14 protein-coding genes are annotated in these 14,537 nt (G+C 64.7%); 4 read left to right on the top strand and 10 right to left on the bottom strand.

Features of this window, described 5'->3' with window-relative positions:
- The coding region (locus tag VGI12_22280) for a hypothetical protein (GenBank protein HEY2435413.1) at window positions 1–186 on the top strand (186 nt) is incomplete at its 5' end.
- A gap of 37 nt (window positions 187–223) precedes the next feature.
- Here VGI12_22280 and VGI12_22275 read toward each other — a convergent pair.
- The 10 genes from VGI12_22275 to rpmH form a co-directional block, all read right to left on the bottom strand.
- On the bottom strand, window positions 224–1,093 hold the full coding sequence (locus VGI12_22275; protein HEY2435412.1) for a ParB/RepB/Spo0J family partition protein: 870 nt from the start codon (window positions 1,091–1,093) through the stop codon (window positions 224–226).
- A complete protein-coding gene (locus VGI12_22270) occupies window positions 1,086–1,895 on the bottom strand; it encodes a ParA family protein (protein HEY2435411.1) in 810 nt (269 codons plus the stop codon). The genes VGI12_22275 and VGI12_22270 overlap by 8 nt, the downstream gene beginning before the upstream one ends.
- Window positions 1,896–1,963: 68 nt before the next feature.
- Window positions 1,964–2,602, bottom strand: coding sequence for a 16S rRNA (guanine(527)-N(7))-methyltransferase RsmG (gene rsmG, locus VGI12_22265; protein HEY2435410.1), 639 nt, complete (start codon window positions 2,600–2,602; stop codon window positions 1,964–1,966).
- Window positions 2,599–4,422, bottom strand: coding sequence for a tRNA uridine-5-carboxymethylaminomethyl(34) synthesis enzyme MnmG (gene mnmG / locus VGI12_22260; GenBank protein ID HEY2435409.1), 1,824 nt, complete (start codon window positions 4,420–4,422; stop codon window positions 2,599–2,601). The genes rsmG and mnmG overlap by 4 nt, the downstream gene beginning before the upstream one ends.
- 54 nt (window positions 4,423–4,476) lie before the next feature.
- The gene (mnmE, locus tag VGI12_22255) at window positions 4,477–5,820 is read right to left on the bottom strand and encodes a tRNA uridine-5-carboxymethylaminomethyl(34) synthesis GTPase MnmE (protein ID HEY2435408.1); all 1,344 of its coding nucleotides are present in this window, start codon (window positions 5,818–5,820) and stop codon (window positions 4,477–4,479) included.
- A 67-nt stretch (window positions 5,821–5,887) separates the two neighbouring features.
- Window positions 5,888–6,337 (bottom strand): R3H domain-containing nucleic acid-binding protein, encoded by a 450-nt coding sequence (locus VGI12_22250; protein ID HEY2435407.1) that lies wholly within the window; start codon window positions 6,335–6,337, stop codon window positions 5,888–5,890.
- Window positions 6,334–8,055: a membrane protein insertase YidC gene (gene yidC / locus VGI12_22245; GenBank protein HEY2435406.1), complete on the bottom strand. Its 1,722-nt coding sequence runs from the start codon at window positions 8,053–8,055 to the stop codon at window positions 6,334–6,336. Before yidC ends, VGI12_22250 begins: the two co-directional genes overlap by 4 nt.
- A complete protein-coding gene (gene yidD / locus VGI12_22240; GenBank protein ID HEY2435405.1) occupies window positions 8,055–8,312 on the bottom strand; it encodes a membrane protein insertion efficiency factor YidD in 258 nt (85 codons plus the stop codon). Before yidD ends, yidC begins: the two co-directional genes overlap by 1 nt.
- Window positions 8,309–8,659, bottom strand: coding sequence for a ribonuclease P protein component (gene rnpA / locus VGI12_22235; GenBank protein ID HEY2435404.1), 351 nt, complete (start codon window positions 8,657–8,659; stop codon window positions 8,309–8,311). Before rnpA ends, yidD begins: the two co-directional genes overlap by 4 nt.
- Window positions 8,659–8,811 carry a 50S ribosomal protein L34 gene (rpmH, locus tag VGI12_22230; GenBank protein HEY2435403.1) on the bottom strand — a complete coding sequence of 51 codons (153 nt, stop codon included), beginning with the start codon at window positions 8,809–8,811 and terminating at the stop codon, window positions 8,659–8,661. Before rpmH ends, rnpA begins: the two co-directional genes overlap by 1 nt.
- Before the next feature lie 292 nt (window positions 8,812–9,103).
- Between rpmH and dnaA the strand changes: the two genes are divergently transcribed.
- The 3 genes from dnaA (at window position 9,104) to gyrB (ending at window position 14,535) form a co-directional block, all read left to right on the top strand.
- On the top strand, window positions 9,104–10,441 hold the full coding sequence (gene dnaA, locus VGI12_22225; protein HEY2435402.1) for a chromosomal replication initiator protein DnaA: 1,338 nt from the start codon (window positions 9,104–9,106) through the stop codon (window positions 10,439–10,441).
- A 266-nt stretch (window positions 10,442–10,707) separates the two neighbouring features.
- Entirely contained in the window at window positions 10,708–11,835 is a 1,128-nt protein-coding gene (dnaN, locus tag VGI12_22220) for a DNA polymerase III subunit beta (GenBank protein HEY2435401.1), read from the top strand.
- A gap of 111 nt (window positions 11,836–11,946) precedes the next feature.
- Window positions 11,947–14,535, top strand: a complete 2,589-nt coding sequence (gyrB, locus tag VGI12_22215; protein ID HEY2435400.1) for a DNA topoisomerase (ATP-hydrolyzing) subunit B — start codon at window positions 11,947–11,949, stop codon at window positions 14,533–14,535.
- Window positions 14,536–14,537: the final 2 nt, after the last annotated feature.

The following is a 14,537-nucleotide window of genomic DNA, read 5'->3' as shown; positions in this document are numbered from 1 at the left end:
CGGCTCGCCTCGCCTCGCTTCGCTCGCTCGCTTCTCACCTTCCGCCGGCTCGCGGCGGCTCGCCTCGCCTCGCCTCGCTTCGCTCGCTCGCTTCTCACCTTCCGCCGGCTCGCGGCGGCTCGCCTCGCCTCGCTCGCGGCCTCGGTTCCGGAGAAGCTTTTGTCCTCTATCCCTCTGCGGCACTGACTCCGGCTTCACTGCGATCTGCCACCACGCGATCGAATCATTCCTCGATCAAGCGTTCGTAGATCCGCTGCAGTTCGTCTTCGCTCACGAAATCGATCTCGATCCGGCCGCCCTTGCCGCGGCGGTTGATCCGCACGCGCGTACCGAGGGCGAGACGGAGCTTGTCTTCCGCCGCCCGCGTGTTGGGATCGGCTCGCTCCTTCGCGTCTGTCGCGTCCTTCGCTTCCTTCGTGTCCTTCTTGACCAGGGCTTCGACGTCGCGGACCGAGAGGTTCCGCGCCACGATGTCGCGGCCCAGGCGGAGCTGGGCGGCTTCGTCCGGGAGCGCCAGCAGGGCTCGGGCATGGCCCATCGAGAGCGCGTTCGACGCGAGGTTGTTGCGGACCTCCTGCGGCAATCGCAGCAGGCGCACGTAGTTCGCGATCGAGGAGCGGTCCTTGCCGACCGCGTCGGCGATCTGCTCCTGGGTCAACTGGTAATCGTCCGCAAGACGGCGGTAGGCGACCGCCTCTTCAATCGGATTCAGGTTCTCGCGCTGGATGTTTTCGATGAGCGCAACGGCGAGCAGGCGGTTCTCCGGAATGTCACGGACGACCACGGGCACCTTCATCAGGCCGGCGCGCTGCGCGGCGCGCCAGCGCCGCTCGCCGGCGATGATTTCGTAGCGCTCGGCCTCGCCGGCGACGCGTCGGACGACGATCGGCTGGATGATGCCGTTGCTGCGGATCGAGCGCGACAGCTCGTCGATGCGCTCGTCGTCCATCTGCGTGCGCGGCTGGAACCGGTTGGGGCGCAGTTGATCGAGATCGACGTCGAGCGCGCGCTCTCCGGCGGCGGGTGCCGCCGGCGGCAGGTCGGGGATGAGAGCGCTCAGGCCGCGGCCGAGTGCGGGGCGTTTGTCAGCCATGATGGTGCTCCGTCTGGGGGGCGGCGGCGGATTCGCGCGCGAGCACTTCGCGCGCCAGCGCGAGATACGCCTCGGAGCCGCGTGATTTGACGTCGTAGAGGATCGCGGGCAGCCCGTGGCTGGGCGCTTCGCCGAGTCGGACGTTGCGGGGGATCACGGTCGTGTAGACGCGATCCTGGAAGAACTCGCGGATGTCGTGCGAGACCTGTTGGCCGAGGTTGGTGCGCTCGTCGTACATCGTCATCAGCACCCCGGCGATGTCGAGCGAGGGGTTGAACGCACTGCGGACGCGGCGCAGCGTGGCGATGAGATCGGCGAGACCCTCGAGCGCGAAGTATTCGCAGTTCAAGGGAATGAGGACAGCGTCGGCGGCGACGAGCGTGTTGAGCGTGAGTAGCCCCAGCGACGGAGGCGTGTCGATGAGGATGAAGTCGAAGCGGTCGCGGAGCCGATCGAGGAGGTCGCGCAGGCGGCGCTCACGGTCTGGCAGCGTGACGAGCTCGACTTCGGCCCCGGTGAGATTGCGATCCGCCGGGATGAGCCAGAGATTCTTGACGCGCGTTTCGAGGAGGAATGGTGCCGGATCATCGAGCGGGCCGGCGGCGGTGAGCGCCTGGTAGATGGTGCCGGCGGAGCCCGCCTGTCCCTTGAGTCCCAGGCCGCTGGTCAGATTGGCCTGGGGGTCCATGTCGACGACGAGAATGCGCTGCTCGGCGATGGCGAGGGCGGTGGCCAGGTTGATGGTGGTGGTGGTTTTCCCGACGCCGCCCTTCTGGTTGGCGACGGAGAGGATGCGCGCCATTTGGTTGTTCAACCTAATCTATGCATTGTTCCACGTGAAACATGCGGTGGATGATACCTCGGATTGTTTCACGTGGAACGCTGCAAGCGAGTCAGGACACTATGTGTCGCCTGGATGAGTTGGCGGGTGGAAATCCAGCGTAACTCATCGGGTAGTCCATCTGGCGGATCCTGAGCGCCCACGGATCTGAACAATGCGACGGTACCATTCGGCCGCAAGAATGCTGAGATGTACGAAAACATCGAGTGTTCGAGACGAACAGCCCGGACGGAGACCACGACGAAGCTGCGGGCAAAACTGGGTTGTCCTGAAAGCTCTTCAAATCGTCTGGTCTCGACGGCAGCCGTCAATCCGAGCTCGCGAATGACCTCTCGCAGAAAGGCTGCCTTCCTTTCTCGTGACTCCACCATGACGAGGCGGGACGCATTGCTAGCAAGCGCCAAAGGGATCGCGGGAGACCCGCCGCCTGAACCAAGGTCGATCAGCGGCTCCCCATGGGGAAGTTCCGCAGCCGCCGCGACCGGCTCGAGTAACAGCCGATCGACTGCTTCGTCAGGATCCGATAGCGACGTCAAATTGATCTTCTTGTTCCAGTGGCTGAGGACCTGGTAGTAAGCGACGAGCTGGGTGAGGAGTGGCTCCGGAAGGAGCAACCGCGCGTGGCTGGCGCGATCGGTCAGAACGTCCGAGATGTCGCGGAGACTCACGACCGGAGCGCGCCCGCGATGTGCGACGCGATCAAGGCGACCGCGGCTGGTGTCATCCCAGGAATCCTGAGGGCCTGGCCGATTGTCTCCGGCCTGACCGTCGCCAACCGCTCGACTGCTTCGCGAGATAGCCCTGGTATCCCCTCAAACCTGAAGTCTGAGGGGATTTCGCGGGTCTCCTGACGCTTCAGCCGGGCCACGGACTCCTCCTGGCGGCGCAGATACCCTTCGAATCGATACATCGTCTCGAGGCTGCCAAGATCGACGATCGGATCCCGCACGTCGAGTGGAAGCTGCCCTCCGGAGATGAGCGCCCGGATATCGACGGTTGGTTGGCGGAGAGCTCGCGCGGCCGGCAGGCGACCTCCTCCGAGAGTGACCGTAGTCGTCTCAATCGTCTGCCGGTTGCGCTCGAGACGATCGCGACGCCCCTCGAACGTCGCCCACCGGTCGTCGTCTACCAGGCCGGCGCGTCTGCCCACAGGGGTCAGGCGAAGATCGGCATTGTCGATTCGTAGCAACAGACGATGTTCCGCGCGCGACGTGAACATGCGGTACGGCTCGAGGCAACCGCGCGTGACCAGATCGTCGACCAGGACCCCGATGTACGCCTCGTCTCTGCCGAGAACGACTGGCGCTTCCCCCCGCGCGTGGCGGGCGGCGTTGATACCCGCCATCTGGCCTTGCGCCGCGGCTTCCTCGTAGCCGGAGGTGCCATTGATCTGACCCGCAAGGAACAGTCCGCCAAGTCGCCTCGCCTCCAGAGACCGATCGAGCTCCGTCGGCTGGATGAAGTCGTACTCAACCGCATAACCAGGCCGGATCATCGTTGCATCCTCCAGTCCTGGGAGCGCGTGGACGATTTGCAACTGGAGGTCCGCTGGCAGGCTCATCGAATAGCCGTTGACGTAAATTTCGTCGACGTCGAGGCCTTCAGGCTCAAGAAATATCTGATGGCGGTCCCGATGCGGGAACCGCATCACCTTGTCTTCCAGAGAAGGGCAGTATCGCGGCCCGATGCCGGCTATCTGGCCATTGAACAGTGGCGATTCACCGATGTGCTGGCGGACCAAAGAATGGACGCGCTCAGTGGTATGTACAATGTGACAGCTAGTTTGCGGTCGATTGACCTTAAACGTCTGGAACGAAAACGGGACTGGCGGATCGTCCCCGCAATCCTCCGTGAATCGCGTGAAATCGATGCTGTCGCGATGGAGGCGAGGAGGCGTGCCCGTTTTCAGCCGTCCCCACGAAAACCCGAACGATTTCAGCGATTCGGCCAGATCCGTCGAGGGCGGCTCACCCGCGCGGCCCGCCGGCCGTTGATCGCGGCCGACGTGAATCAGACCGTTCAGAAACGTACCCGTCGTCACGACGAGGGCATCGCAGCCGTACAGGTCGCCGTCCGCCATCGCGATGCCGCACACCCGGCCGTCGTGCGAGAGGATCCGCGCCGCCTTTCCGATGATCCAGGAAATGTGCGGCTGTTCTTCGAGCGCCTGACGCACCCACTGACCGTAGCGCCGCTTGTCCGCCTGGGCGCGGGGAGACCACACCGCGGGGCCGCGGCTGCGGTTGAGCAGTTTGAACTGGATCGCCGTCGCATCGATCGCCAGCCCCATCAGCCCGCCGAGCGCGTCGATCTCTCGAACCAGATGACCCTTCGCCGTGCCGCCGATCGCCGGGTTGCACGGCATGTGCGCGACCGTGTCTTTCGACAGCGTGCAGATGGCGACATCCCTCCCGAGACGCGCGGCCGCCCACGCCGCTTCGACACCGGCGTGCCCGGCGCCAATCACGATGATTTCGTGTTTCCGCATAGCGGTCAGCTCATCCGTGGATCATTCCGATCACCCGATCACCCGATGACCCACCTATTTTCCTATACAGAACCGCTCGAAGATCGTACGCAGCACTTCATCCTGGGGCCGGGCGCCGGAGATCTCGTCGAACCGCCCGCGCGCCTCGTGCAGATCGGCCAGCACGAACTCTTCGGAGATCCCCGCCTGCACCGACGCGCGCGCTCGCTCGAGCGCGCCGCGTGCGTGTTCCAGCAGCGCCGCCTGACGCGCGTTGGCGAGCGCGGGCCGATCGCGGAGCGCTGCGGCGCCCCCCGCATGTTCGATGAGCGCGCGACGCAACTCGCCGATCCCCTCGTCGGTGATCGACGACACCTCGAGCGCGCCGAGCGTCTCTGCCTCCCAGGCGGCAGGCAGATCCGCTTTACTCGCCACGAGCAGGCGACGGCCCTGGTGCTCCGCCGCAAGGGCACGATCCTCGTCATCGAGCGGCCGCGACCGGTCTATCACGACCACCACGATGTCGGCGGCGGCGCCGGCCTGGCGGGCGCGTGCGATTCCCTCCTCCTCGATCGCGTTCGAAGGCTCGAGCCGTAATCCTGCGGTGTCGATCAACGTGAACGGTATCCCGCTCAAGTCGATCCGCTCCGTCAGCAGGTCGCGCGTCGTCCCGGGCACGTCGGTAACGATCGCCCGCGCCGCGCCGGCGAGTCGGTTGAAGAGACTCGATTTCCCCGCGTTCGGTCGTCCCACGACCGCGGCGGTCAGGCCCTCGCGGATGATCCGGCCGCGGGCGGCGTCGGCGAGCGTGCGCTCGACCGAACGGAGCACGCTGTCGAGCGCCTCGCCCGTCTCATGGCGACCGACGAAGTGATAGCCCTCGTCAGGAAAGTCGAGCGAGGCTTCGAGCTTCGCGATGAGATCGAGCAGCGCCGCATCGATCTCACGCAGCTTCGAGGTGAGCGTCCCCTCCAGTTGGTCGAACGCCACGCGCGCCTGCAGCGGCGTCACCGCGTCGATCAGTTCGGCGACCGCTTCCGCCTGCACGAGATCGATGCGGCCGTGGAGATACGCGCGTAGCGTGAATTCGCCGGGATTCGCCAGTCGCGCCCCGGCGGCGATCGCCGCCTCCACGATCTGCCGCAGGACAACCGGGCTGCCATGCGCGGCGATTTCGACGACGTCATCGCCCGTGTAGGAGTGCGGCGCGGGGAACGACGTCACCACCGCTTCATCGATCGCGACGCCGCCGGCCATCACGATCGTACTCAGCGTCGCGCGGCGCGGCTCGAGGGCTTCGGCGCATCCGAGAGCCTTCGCGACCGCGCTGGCGCACGGCCCGCTGAGCCGGACGATGCCGATGCCGCCCCGGCCTGGGGGAGTCGCGATAGCGACGATCGTGTCCTCGGTCGAGAACATGGGTCGGAATCAAAGATCCGTGAATCGGACTCCGAGGCTCGGACGCTCCGATCTCAGTCGTCGGCGCTTACTTTTTCGAGATGATGACTGTCTTCAGGAACGCGTCGCCGACGCTCTCCGAGCTCATCGCGGGATCCTCGGCCACGGTGAGATGCACGATGCGCCGGGCATACGGGTTGAGCGGACCCATCTCCTGCGGCCCCGAGGCGCGAACGCGTTCCATCGTGAATCGCGTCATCTGCCGCAGCTCTTCGTCCTTGCCCTTCCGATATCCCATGCAGTCGACGACGAAGCTGCGATCGTCGGTGAGTTCCCGCCGGAATCCCGTATTGACGATCTGCTGCAACGCGTCGAGCGCCTCGCCCTTGCGCTTCAGCAGGACCTCGCCGCCGGCGCCGTCGATCTCGACGCGAACCGCGTCGGGAGCGTCGACGATGGTGACGTTCAGCGACGGCAGATCCATGGCGGCGAGCACGCCACGCACGAGAGACCCGGCTCTTTCCTGGACGCTGCTCATGGCTTTCGCTCCTTCGCCTGGTCGGTCTTGCCGCCGCCGACTGGTTTCGCGCTCTTCATCTGGCGCTCGGCCGGCGGGCGCAGCGTCTTCACCGGTGCTGGTCCCAGCATGCGATTGGTGAGCATCTGCTGGAAGATGCCCCACAGATTGCTGATCGTCCAGTAGATCACCAGGCCGCTGGCCGCGCGCACGAACAACGTCCCCATCATGATCGGCATGAAGAACAGCATCATCTTCTGCTGCGCCGGGTCGCCGGTGGCGGGCGTCATCTTCTGCTGGATGAACATCGTGATGCCCATCAGGACCGGCCAGACGTAGTAGGGATCGTGCGCCGACAGATCGTGAATCTGCAGGATGAAGGGGGCGCCGCGCAGCTCGATCGCCACCGACAGCAGAGAGTAGAACGCGTAGAGGACAGGCAGCGTCAGGATCATCGGTACGCAGCCGCTGGCGGGGTTCACGCCGCGCGACTTGTAGAGCTCCATGATCTCCTGGTTCTGTTTGGCGCGCGCCGGATCGCTCATCTTCAGGTTCTTGTAGCGATCCTGAACGGCCTTGAGCTCCGGCTGCAGCGCCTGCATCTTCCGCATCGACACGTAGCTCTTCTGCCGGAGCGGGAACATCACCAGGTTGATGAGAATCGTCAGGAGAATTAACGACCAGCCGTAATTGCCGACGTAGCCGTTGATCCACTTGAGCGCGCGCAGGAGCGGGACGACCAGCCAGGCGAAGATCCCGAAGTCGATCGAACGGACGAGATCGCGATCGACCGTCGCGAGTACGTCGAAGTCTTTCGGTCCGGCGAAATAGCGCGCGTGCGCCGCCGCCGGGAAGCGCGCGGACCAGTCGATGTAGTGGGCGCCCTCCGGCACGTCCTTCAGATCGACGTCGACGGCGGTGTACTGCAGCCGCAGCGCGGCGTCGGGCTTCACGACGACCGCGAGGAAGTAGTGGTCGTCGACGCCGCCGAACCCGAATATCCCTTCCTGCAACGGCTGTTGCGAGACCTTGTTCGCCGCGACCCGCGTCACCTTGCCGTCTTTGTAGAAAAGCGGTTGCGGTGGCGGGTTATAGCGAGACTTGGCGACGATGCCGCTGCCGAGTGCCGGACCCCAGCGGAGCGTGACCGGCAGCGGCTGCCCGTTGCGAGTCAGCGAGGCCGTGACGTCGATGACGTACGGCTGGCTCGCGGCAATGGCAAACGTCTTTTCAGCCGCGAGACCCGATGCGTCTTTGTAGTCGAACGTCGCTTTCCACGTGCCGTTCGCCGACGATTCGCCGACCGTGAAGGGCGCGGTCGCGAGCTCCGCCGATACGGCCGGGTCGTCGCTCGCGAGCGTGAAAGGGAGTGGCGAGTCGGCAGGCGCGTGTCCAGCTACGAGTTCGAAGGGGCGCTGATCCGCGTCGCGATAGCGCTTCAGTTGCCAGCTCGTGAGCACGCCGCCTCGCGACGTGAACACGCCGTGCACCTCGGCGTTGTCGATCGTGACCTCGTGTGCCGGAGCCTCCGGAGCAGTCTTGGCGGCTTCCGCTTCTCCGTGTACCGACGGGGCGGGGTTCGCGGCGGCTGGGGCCGAGGCCTTCGGTGCCGTGGCGAGTTTGCTCGCTTCTGGAGGCTTCTGCTGAGCAGCCGCCGGCGGGGCAGACGGAAACCACGCCTGGAAGGCGTAGAGGACGACGAACGACAGAATGACGGCGAGGAGAACGCGGCGTTCCATCAGGTTCGGGGCGCAAGATGCGCGGGGGGTATACGGGGTGTGGCATCGGGGACCGGGTCGAAGCCCGATCCGCCGAACGGGCGGCACTTCGACAAGCGGCGTGCGGCGAGCCAGGCGCCTCGCCAGGGCCCGTGGCGCTCGATCGCCTCCAGGGCATAGGCTGAGCACGACGGCTCGAACCGGCAGTGGCCGCCGAGCACTGGCGACAGCAGCAACCGGTAGAGGCGAATTGCGACGACGAGCAATTTAGCTGTCATAAAATTGACAACCCAAGCCGCCGAAGTGCCAACAGATAATCTCGCTGCAGCTCGGCGGCAGCCAGCTCGTGGGCGCCGCTCTTGGCGATGACGACCAGATCCACGGCGGCAGATGGGTGCGCCGAAACCCGGAACGCCTCTCGAATCAATCTCTTGGCTCGATTTCTAACAACAGCCCCGCCGATGCGGCGGCTGGCGACGATACCCAGACGCGATGACGTGCCTGGCGCGGCGGCCGAGAGGACAGTCAGATAGCGTCCGTGAACCCTTCGCCCCGCGTCGAACACGCGCTGGAACTCCGTCCGGCGGCGCAGCCGCCGGGACGCGGGCAGGGTCTGGGGTGACACTAGCGGGAGTGCGTGACGGCGAGCCGCTTGCGGCCCTTGGCGCGGCGGCGCTTCAGCACGTGGCGCCCATTCTTCGTCGACATGCGAACCAGGAAGCCGTGCGTCCTCTTGCGGCGCCGGCGGTTCGGCTGGAAAGTACGTTTGCCCTTCATAGCGTCTGAAACCTCTGCGACGATTCTGGTGAAACAGAGAAACGATAGATACTAGCGAACCGCCCTCCGGGGTGTCAATTGCGAGGGCCCGTTCTCTCTGGTATAGAGTCCATGTCCCAGCGGCGAACCGTAGGGGCTCCCCCCGAAGTTTTCCACAGCTGTGGAAAAAAATGTGGAAAAGCGCGGGGGCGAAAGTCGTAAACCGCCCGTAAACAGCCTGTAAAGGCGAGTTGGAGCGCGCGGTTCCCCGGGAGGCAGCCAGGCATTTGAGGCGAAAGGTCCCCAGAAACCTATGAGTGGCAACAACATCTGGGACCAGGTGCTGGCCCGCGTCGAAACCAAAGTCAACCGGCACAGTTTCTATACCTGGTTCAAGCCAACGACGTTCGTCAGTGATCGGCAGGGCACGATCCGCGTACGGGTCCCGAACGCGCTGTTCCGCGACTGGCTCACCAAGCACTACGCCGCCGTGATCGAGGAAGCGCTCGCCGAAGTGGAGCGGTCGGGGGTTCCCGTATCGTTCGTCACTGAGGATACGCCCGTGGGCGCACCGGAACCGCCCGCGGTTTCGATCCCGCGAACCGAGCCGGAGGAACCGGTCTCCGAGCCTGAATCCGGCCTGCTGAGTCCGCGTTACTCCTTCGACACGTTTATCGTTGGACCGTCGAATCAGTTCGCGCATGCGGCGTGCCGCGCGGTCGCTGAAGCGCCGTCGCGCTCCTACAACCCGCTGTTCATCTACGGCGGCGTGGGTCTCGGCAAGACTCACCTGATGCACGCGATCGGGCACTACGTCGCGACGCACCTGACCACTCTCAAGCTCACCTACATCTCGTCGGAGCGCTTCATGAACGAGATGATCAACGCGGTGCGCTACGACCGGATCCTCGACTTTCGCGAACGCTACCGCAGCGTGGACGTGCTGCTCGTCGACGACGTGCAGTTCCTGGCGGGGAAGGAGGGGACGCAGACCGAGTTCTTCCATACCTTCAACGCGCTCTACGACTCGCAGAAGCAGATCGTCATCAGCTCGGACTGTCCTCCCCATGAGATTCCGCAGCTGGAAGAGCGGCTGCGCTCGCGTTTCGAGTGGGGGCTGATCGCCGACATCCAGTCGCCGGACCTCGAGACGAAGTCGGCGATTCTCAAGCGCAAAGCGGAGACCGAGGGGATCACGCTCCCCAACAACGTCGCGATCTACATCGCCGGCAAGATCAAGTCGAACATCCGCGAGCTCGAAGGGTCGCTGATCCGGCTCATTGCGTATGCCTCGCTCACCCGCACCGAGATCACGCTGGCGCTCGCGCAGGACGTCCTGCGAAACGTGCTGCAGAACGACGAACGCGCCGTCACGATCGAAAGCGTCCAGAAGGCGGTCGCCGACCACTACTCGCTGAAGGTGTCCGAGCTGAAGTCGAAAAACAACTCGAAGTCGGTCGCGATGCCGCGCCAGGTCGCGATGTATCTGTGCAAGAACCTGACGAACGCGTCGCTGCCCGAGATCGGCAAGAGCTTTGGCGGAAAGCACCACTCGACCGTGATCCACTCAATCAAGAAGGTCGACGTGCTTCGGCAGAAAGACGGGGATTTCAACACAGTTATCAACACGCTGCTGGATTCGTTCAGGTAGGTTTGCGAAGACGATCCCGACGCCCCCGCGGGTTTTCCACACCCCGTGCCGGTCACGGGCTGTGGACGGAAAGACGGGCCAACCTGAGGTCGATTTTGCCCACAGATCCTGGCGGAAAAACCCACCGCCGCCTCAACGATCGTTCCACAACCTAAGTTGCAGATCTGCAAGGATTAAACGTCGTTAAAACGGTTTCCAACAGCACCTCTTATCTGTTATACTTTTTTGTTACTATTTCTCTCCCCTGTTTCTTGAGATCAACAACCATGGAATTGGTCGTCCGCAAGACCGATCTGCTGCGCGAACTGCAACTCTTCCAGGGGATCGTCGAGCGCAAGAACACGATTCCGATCCTCGCCAACGTGCTGCTCGAAGCCAACGGCGAGGAAGTGAAGATGCTGGCGACCGATCTCGAAGTGGGGTTGCGCAGCCGGTGCAGCGCGACGGTCGCGAAGGGGGGCTCGCTGACGCTGCCGGCGAAGAAGCTCTACGAAATCGTCAAAGCGCTTCCCGAGACCGACGTGCGCATCGAGGAAGACAAGGGCGGCGTGAAAGTCGCCGCCGATCGCTTCGACTCGCGGATGCAGACGCTGCCGCGCGAGGATTTTCCGACGCTGCCCGAGGCGTCCGGCGCGGTGAGCGCGACGCTGCCGCGGGAATCGCTCCGGCGGATGATCGAGAAAACGCAGTTTGCCATCACCGGCGAAGACACGCGCTATTTCCTCAACGGCGCGCTGTTCATCCTCGGTGCGGATGCGCTGAGCCTCGTGTCGACCGACGGGCACCGCCTCGCCCACATCAGCGTCTCAAAGGAAAAGGGCAAGGCGACGAAGAGCTCGCCGGAGTCCGACGAGAATCGCGTCATCCTGCCGCGCAAGACGCTGCTCGAGCTCGGACGTTTGCTGGCCGAGGGTGGCGACGGCGACATTCGCTACGAGCGCGGCGAGAACCATCTTTTCTTCGGCGTCGGCGAGCGCCTGCTCATCTCGCGGATGATCGACGGCCAGTTTCCCGCGTTCGAACGGGTCATCCCGAAGAACAACGACAAGCGCGTCGAGTTCGATCGCGACCGCCTGACGAGCGCGGTGAAGCGGGTCGCGCTGCTCTCGAACGAGCGCTCGCGCGCCGTCAAGTTCCAGATCGACAAGGGGAAGGTCGAAATCGCCTCGAGCAGCCCGGAGTTCGGCGAGGCCAAGGAAGCGCTGATGGTCGACTACGCCGGGGCGCCGGTCACCATCTGCTTCAACGCGCAGTACGTGCTCGACTTCCTCGGCGTGGCCGAGACCGACGTCGTCTCGCTCGACTTCAAGGACGAGATGAGCCAGGCCGTGCTGAGGCCGGCCGGCGCCGAGGGCTACGACTACACCTACGTCATCATGCCGATGCGAATCTGAGGATCCGGTGTGATCCCGATCGGGTGACCGGGTGATCTGGCGACGCAGATCGCCCGATCGACAGAGACCCGATCACCCCGATCAAGAAATCATCCGATCCACCAATACCTGATGTCCGACCTCAACCAACCGCACCAAGGCGGCCGGGACGCCGACACGACACGCCGGGCCGCGGACGATACCGCTGCGGCCGTCTCCGGCAATGGCACCGGAGCGGCGAGCGACGACTACGGCGCGGACAAAATCAAGGTCCTCGAGGGCCTGGAAGCCGTCCGTAAGCGCCCGGCTATGTACATCGGCTCGACCGGCGCGCCGGGTCTGCACCATCTCGTCTACGAGATTGTCGACAACTCCATCGACGAGGCGCTCGCGGGCCACTGCGACCAGGTCAACGTCACGATCCACATCGACAACTCGGTGACGGTCGTCGACAACGGCCGCGGCATCCCGGTCGATCGGCACGAGAGCGGCAAGTCGGCGGCGGAAGTCGTGTTGACGGTGCTGCATGCCGGCGGCAAGTTCGACAACGACAGCTACAAGGTCTCGGGCGGCCTGCATGGCGTCGGCGTATCGGTGGTCAATGCGCTCTCGGAAGTGCTCGATCTCGAGATCTGGCGCAAGGGGCAGGTCTACCAGCAGTCGTACGAGCGCGGCACACCGGCCGGGGACCTCGAGGCGACCGGCACGACCAAGAAGCGCGGCACCAAGGTCACCTTCAAGCCCGACTCGCAGATCTTCGAAACGACCGAGTTCAGCTTCGACACGCTGGCGCAGCGGCTGCGCGAGCTCGCCTTTCTCAACGCCGGCGTCACCATCACCATCGACGATGAGCGCGACAGCGGCAAGGGGCACACGTTTTTCTACGAAGGGGGGATTGTCTCCTTCGTCCAGTATCTGAACCAGAGCCGGGTGGCGGTCAACGACAAGCCGATCTACATGCGCGGGGAGAAGGACGGCATCGATACCGAGATCGCGCTGCAGTGGAACGACAGCTACGCCGAGACGCTCTATTCGTTCGCCAACAACATCAACACGCACGAAGGCGGCACGCACCTCTCCGGCTTCCGCGCCGCCCTGACCCGCAGCGTCAACTCCTACGCCGCGAAGAACAACCTGACGAAGGACCTGAAGGACGCGACGATCAGCGGCGACGACATCCGTGAAGGATTGACGGCCGTCATCAGCGTCAAGATCCCGCGGCCGCAGTTCGAGGGGCAGACCAAGACCAAGCTCGGCAACACCGAAGTCAAAGGGATCGTCGAGACCATCGTCAACGACAAACTCGGCGCCTTTCTCGAAGAGAATCCCAGCGTCGCCAAACGGGTCATCCTGAAGGCGGTCGACGCCGCACGGGCGCGCGAGGCGGCGCGCAAGGCGCGCGATCTGGTGCGCCGCAAGGGGGCGCTCGACAGCAGCGCGCTGCCGGGCAAGCTGGCCGACTGCCAGGAACGCGACCCGGCGCAGAGCGAGATCTACATCGTCGAAGGGGAGTCGGCCGGCGGCTCGGCCAAGCAGGGGCGCGACCGGCGCTTCCAGGCCATCCTGCCGATCAAGGGCAAGATCCTCAACGTCGAGAAGGCGCGGTTCGACAAGATGCTCGGCAGCGACGAGATCAAGACGATGATCGCGGCGCTCGGGACTGGCATCGGGCCCGAGGACTTCGATCCGGCGAAGCTCCGCTATCACCGGATCATCATCATGACCGACGCCGACGTCGACGGGTCGCATATCCGGACGCTGCTGCTGACGTTCTTTTACCGGCAGATGCGCGCGCTGGTCGACTCCGGCTACGTCTACATCGCGCAGCCGCCGCTCTTCCGCGCCAAGCGGGGCCGCAGCGAGACGTTCATCCGCGACGAACGCGAGCTCGAGCAGTGGCTGACCCGCCGCGCCGTCGAGTCGCGCGCGGTGGTGCTGCCAGACGGGTCGGAACTGGCCGGACTCGAGCTCGAAAAGAAGCTCGAAAAGCTGACCCACTTCCGCAAGCTGCTGCAGATCGTCGAGCGGCGCGGTCCGACCCGCGACGTGATCATCGCCCTGCTCGATCGCGGCGTCCGCGGCGACAAGACGTTCTTCACCGATCGCGAGAAGGTACAGGCGCTCGCCGATACGCTCAATTCCCGGACGCGGTCGGCCAGTGTGCAGCCGGACGAAGAGCATCAGGCGCACGGCATCGTCATCGAGGATCGCAGCGGCGGCTACCCGAAGTATCACCGCCTCGATCTGGCCTTCGTCACGTCAGGCGAGTTCCGCACGCTGGCGAGCAGCTACCAGGACGTGAAAGACGTCAAGGGCCCGATGGTCGTCAAGGGCGCCGGGCTCAGCGACGGCGACGAGGCGGCGGCCGAGGCCGGGCCGGCGACGGCGGCCGGCGACGTTGCGAGCGGCGAGCCGGCGAAGGCGGCGGCGAAGAAGGAGGCCGACGTGCGGATCGAGACGATCGACGAACTCGTCGAGTTCTTCATCGCCGCCGGCAAGAAGGGGATCGCCATCAACCGCTACAAGGGCCTCGGCGAGATGAATCCGGACACGCTGTGGGAAACGACGATGGACCCGACCAAGCGCACGCTGTTGCAGGTGCGGGCGGAAGATCATCCGCAGGCCGACTTGATGTTCACGACGCTGATGGGCGACCAGGTGGAGCCGCGGCGTAAGTTCATCGAGGACAACGCCCTCGACGTCAAGAACCTCGACATCTAGAT

The organism is Vicinamibacterales bacterium (assembly GCA_036496585.1).
Classification (GTDB): domain Bacteria; phylum Acidobacteriota; class Vicinamibacteria; order Vicinamibacterales; family 2-12-FULL-66-21; genus JAICSD01.
The sequence above is the reverse complement of the archived record's forward strand: the minus strand, read 5'-3'. Positions and strand labels throughout refer to the sequence as shown.

What these genes read in the sequence shown, in the direction of transcription:
- VGI12_22275 (HEY2435412.1), bottom strand. Translation starts at nt 1,093, where the DNA reads ATGGCTGACAAACGCCCCGCACTCGGCCGCGGCCTGAGCGCTCTCATC.
- VGI12_22270 (HEY2435411.1), bottom strand. Translation starts at nt 1,895, where the DNA reads ATGGCGCGCATCCTCTCCGTCGCCAACCAGAAGGGCGGCGTCGGGAAA.
- mnmG (HEY2435409.1), bottom strand. Translation starts at nt 4,422, where the DNA reads ATGCGGAAACACGAAATCATCGTGATTGGCGCCGGGCACGCCGGTGTC.
- mnmE (HEY2435408.1), bottom strand. Translation starts at nt 5,820, where the DNA reads ATGTTCTCGACCGAGGACACGATCGTCGCTATCGCGACTCCCCCAGGC.
- VGI12_22250 (HEY2435407.1), bottom strand. Translation starts at nt 6,337, where the DNA reads ATGAGCAGCGTCCAGGAAAGAGCCGGGTCTCTCGTGCGTGGCGTGCTC.
- yidC (HEY2435406.1), bottom strand. Translation starts at nt 8,055, where the DNA reads ATGGAACGCCGCGTTCTCCTCGCCGTCATTCTGTCGTTCGTCGTCCTC.
- yidD (HEY2435405.1), bottom strand. Translation starts at nt 8,312, where the DNA reads ATGACAGCTAAATTGCTCGTCGTCGCAATTCGCCTCTACCGGTTGCTG.
- rpmH (HEY2435403.1), bottom strand. Translation starts at nt 8,811, where the DNA reads ATGAAGGGCAAACGTACTTTCCAGCCGAACCGCCGGCGCCGCAAGAGG.
- dnaA (HEY2435402.1), top strand. Translation starts at nt 9,104, where the DNA reads ATGAGTGGCAACAACATCTGGGACCAGGTGCTGGCCCGCGTCGAAACC.
- dnaN (HEY2435401.1), top strand. Translation starts at nt 10,708, where the DNA reads ATGGAATTGGTCGTCCGCAAGACCGATCTGCTGCGCGAACTGCAACTC.
- gyrB (HEY2435400.1), top strand. Translation starts at nt 11,947, where the DNA reads ATGTCCGACCTCAACCAACCGCACCAAGGCGGCCGGGACGCCGACACG.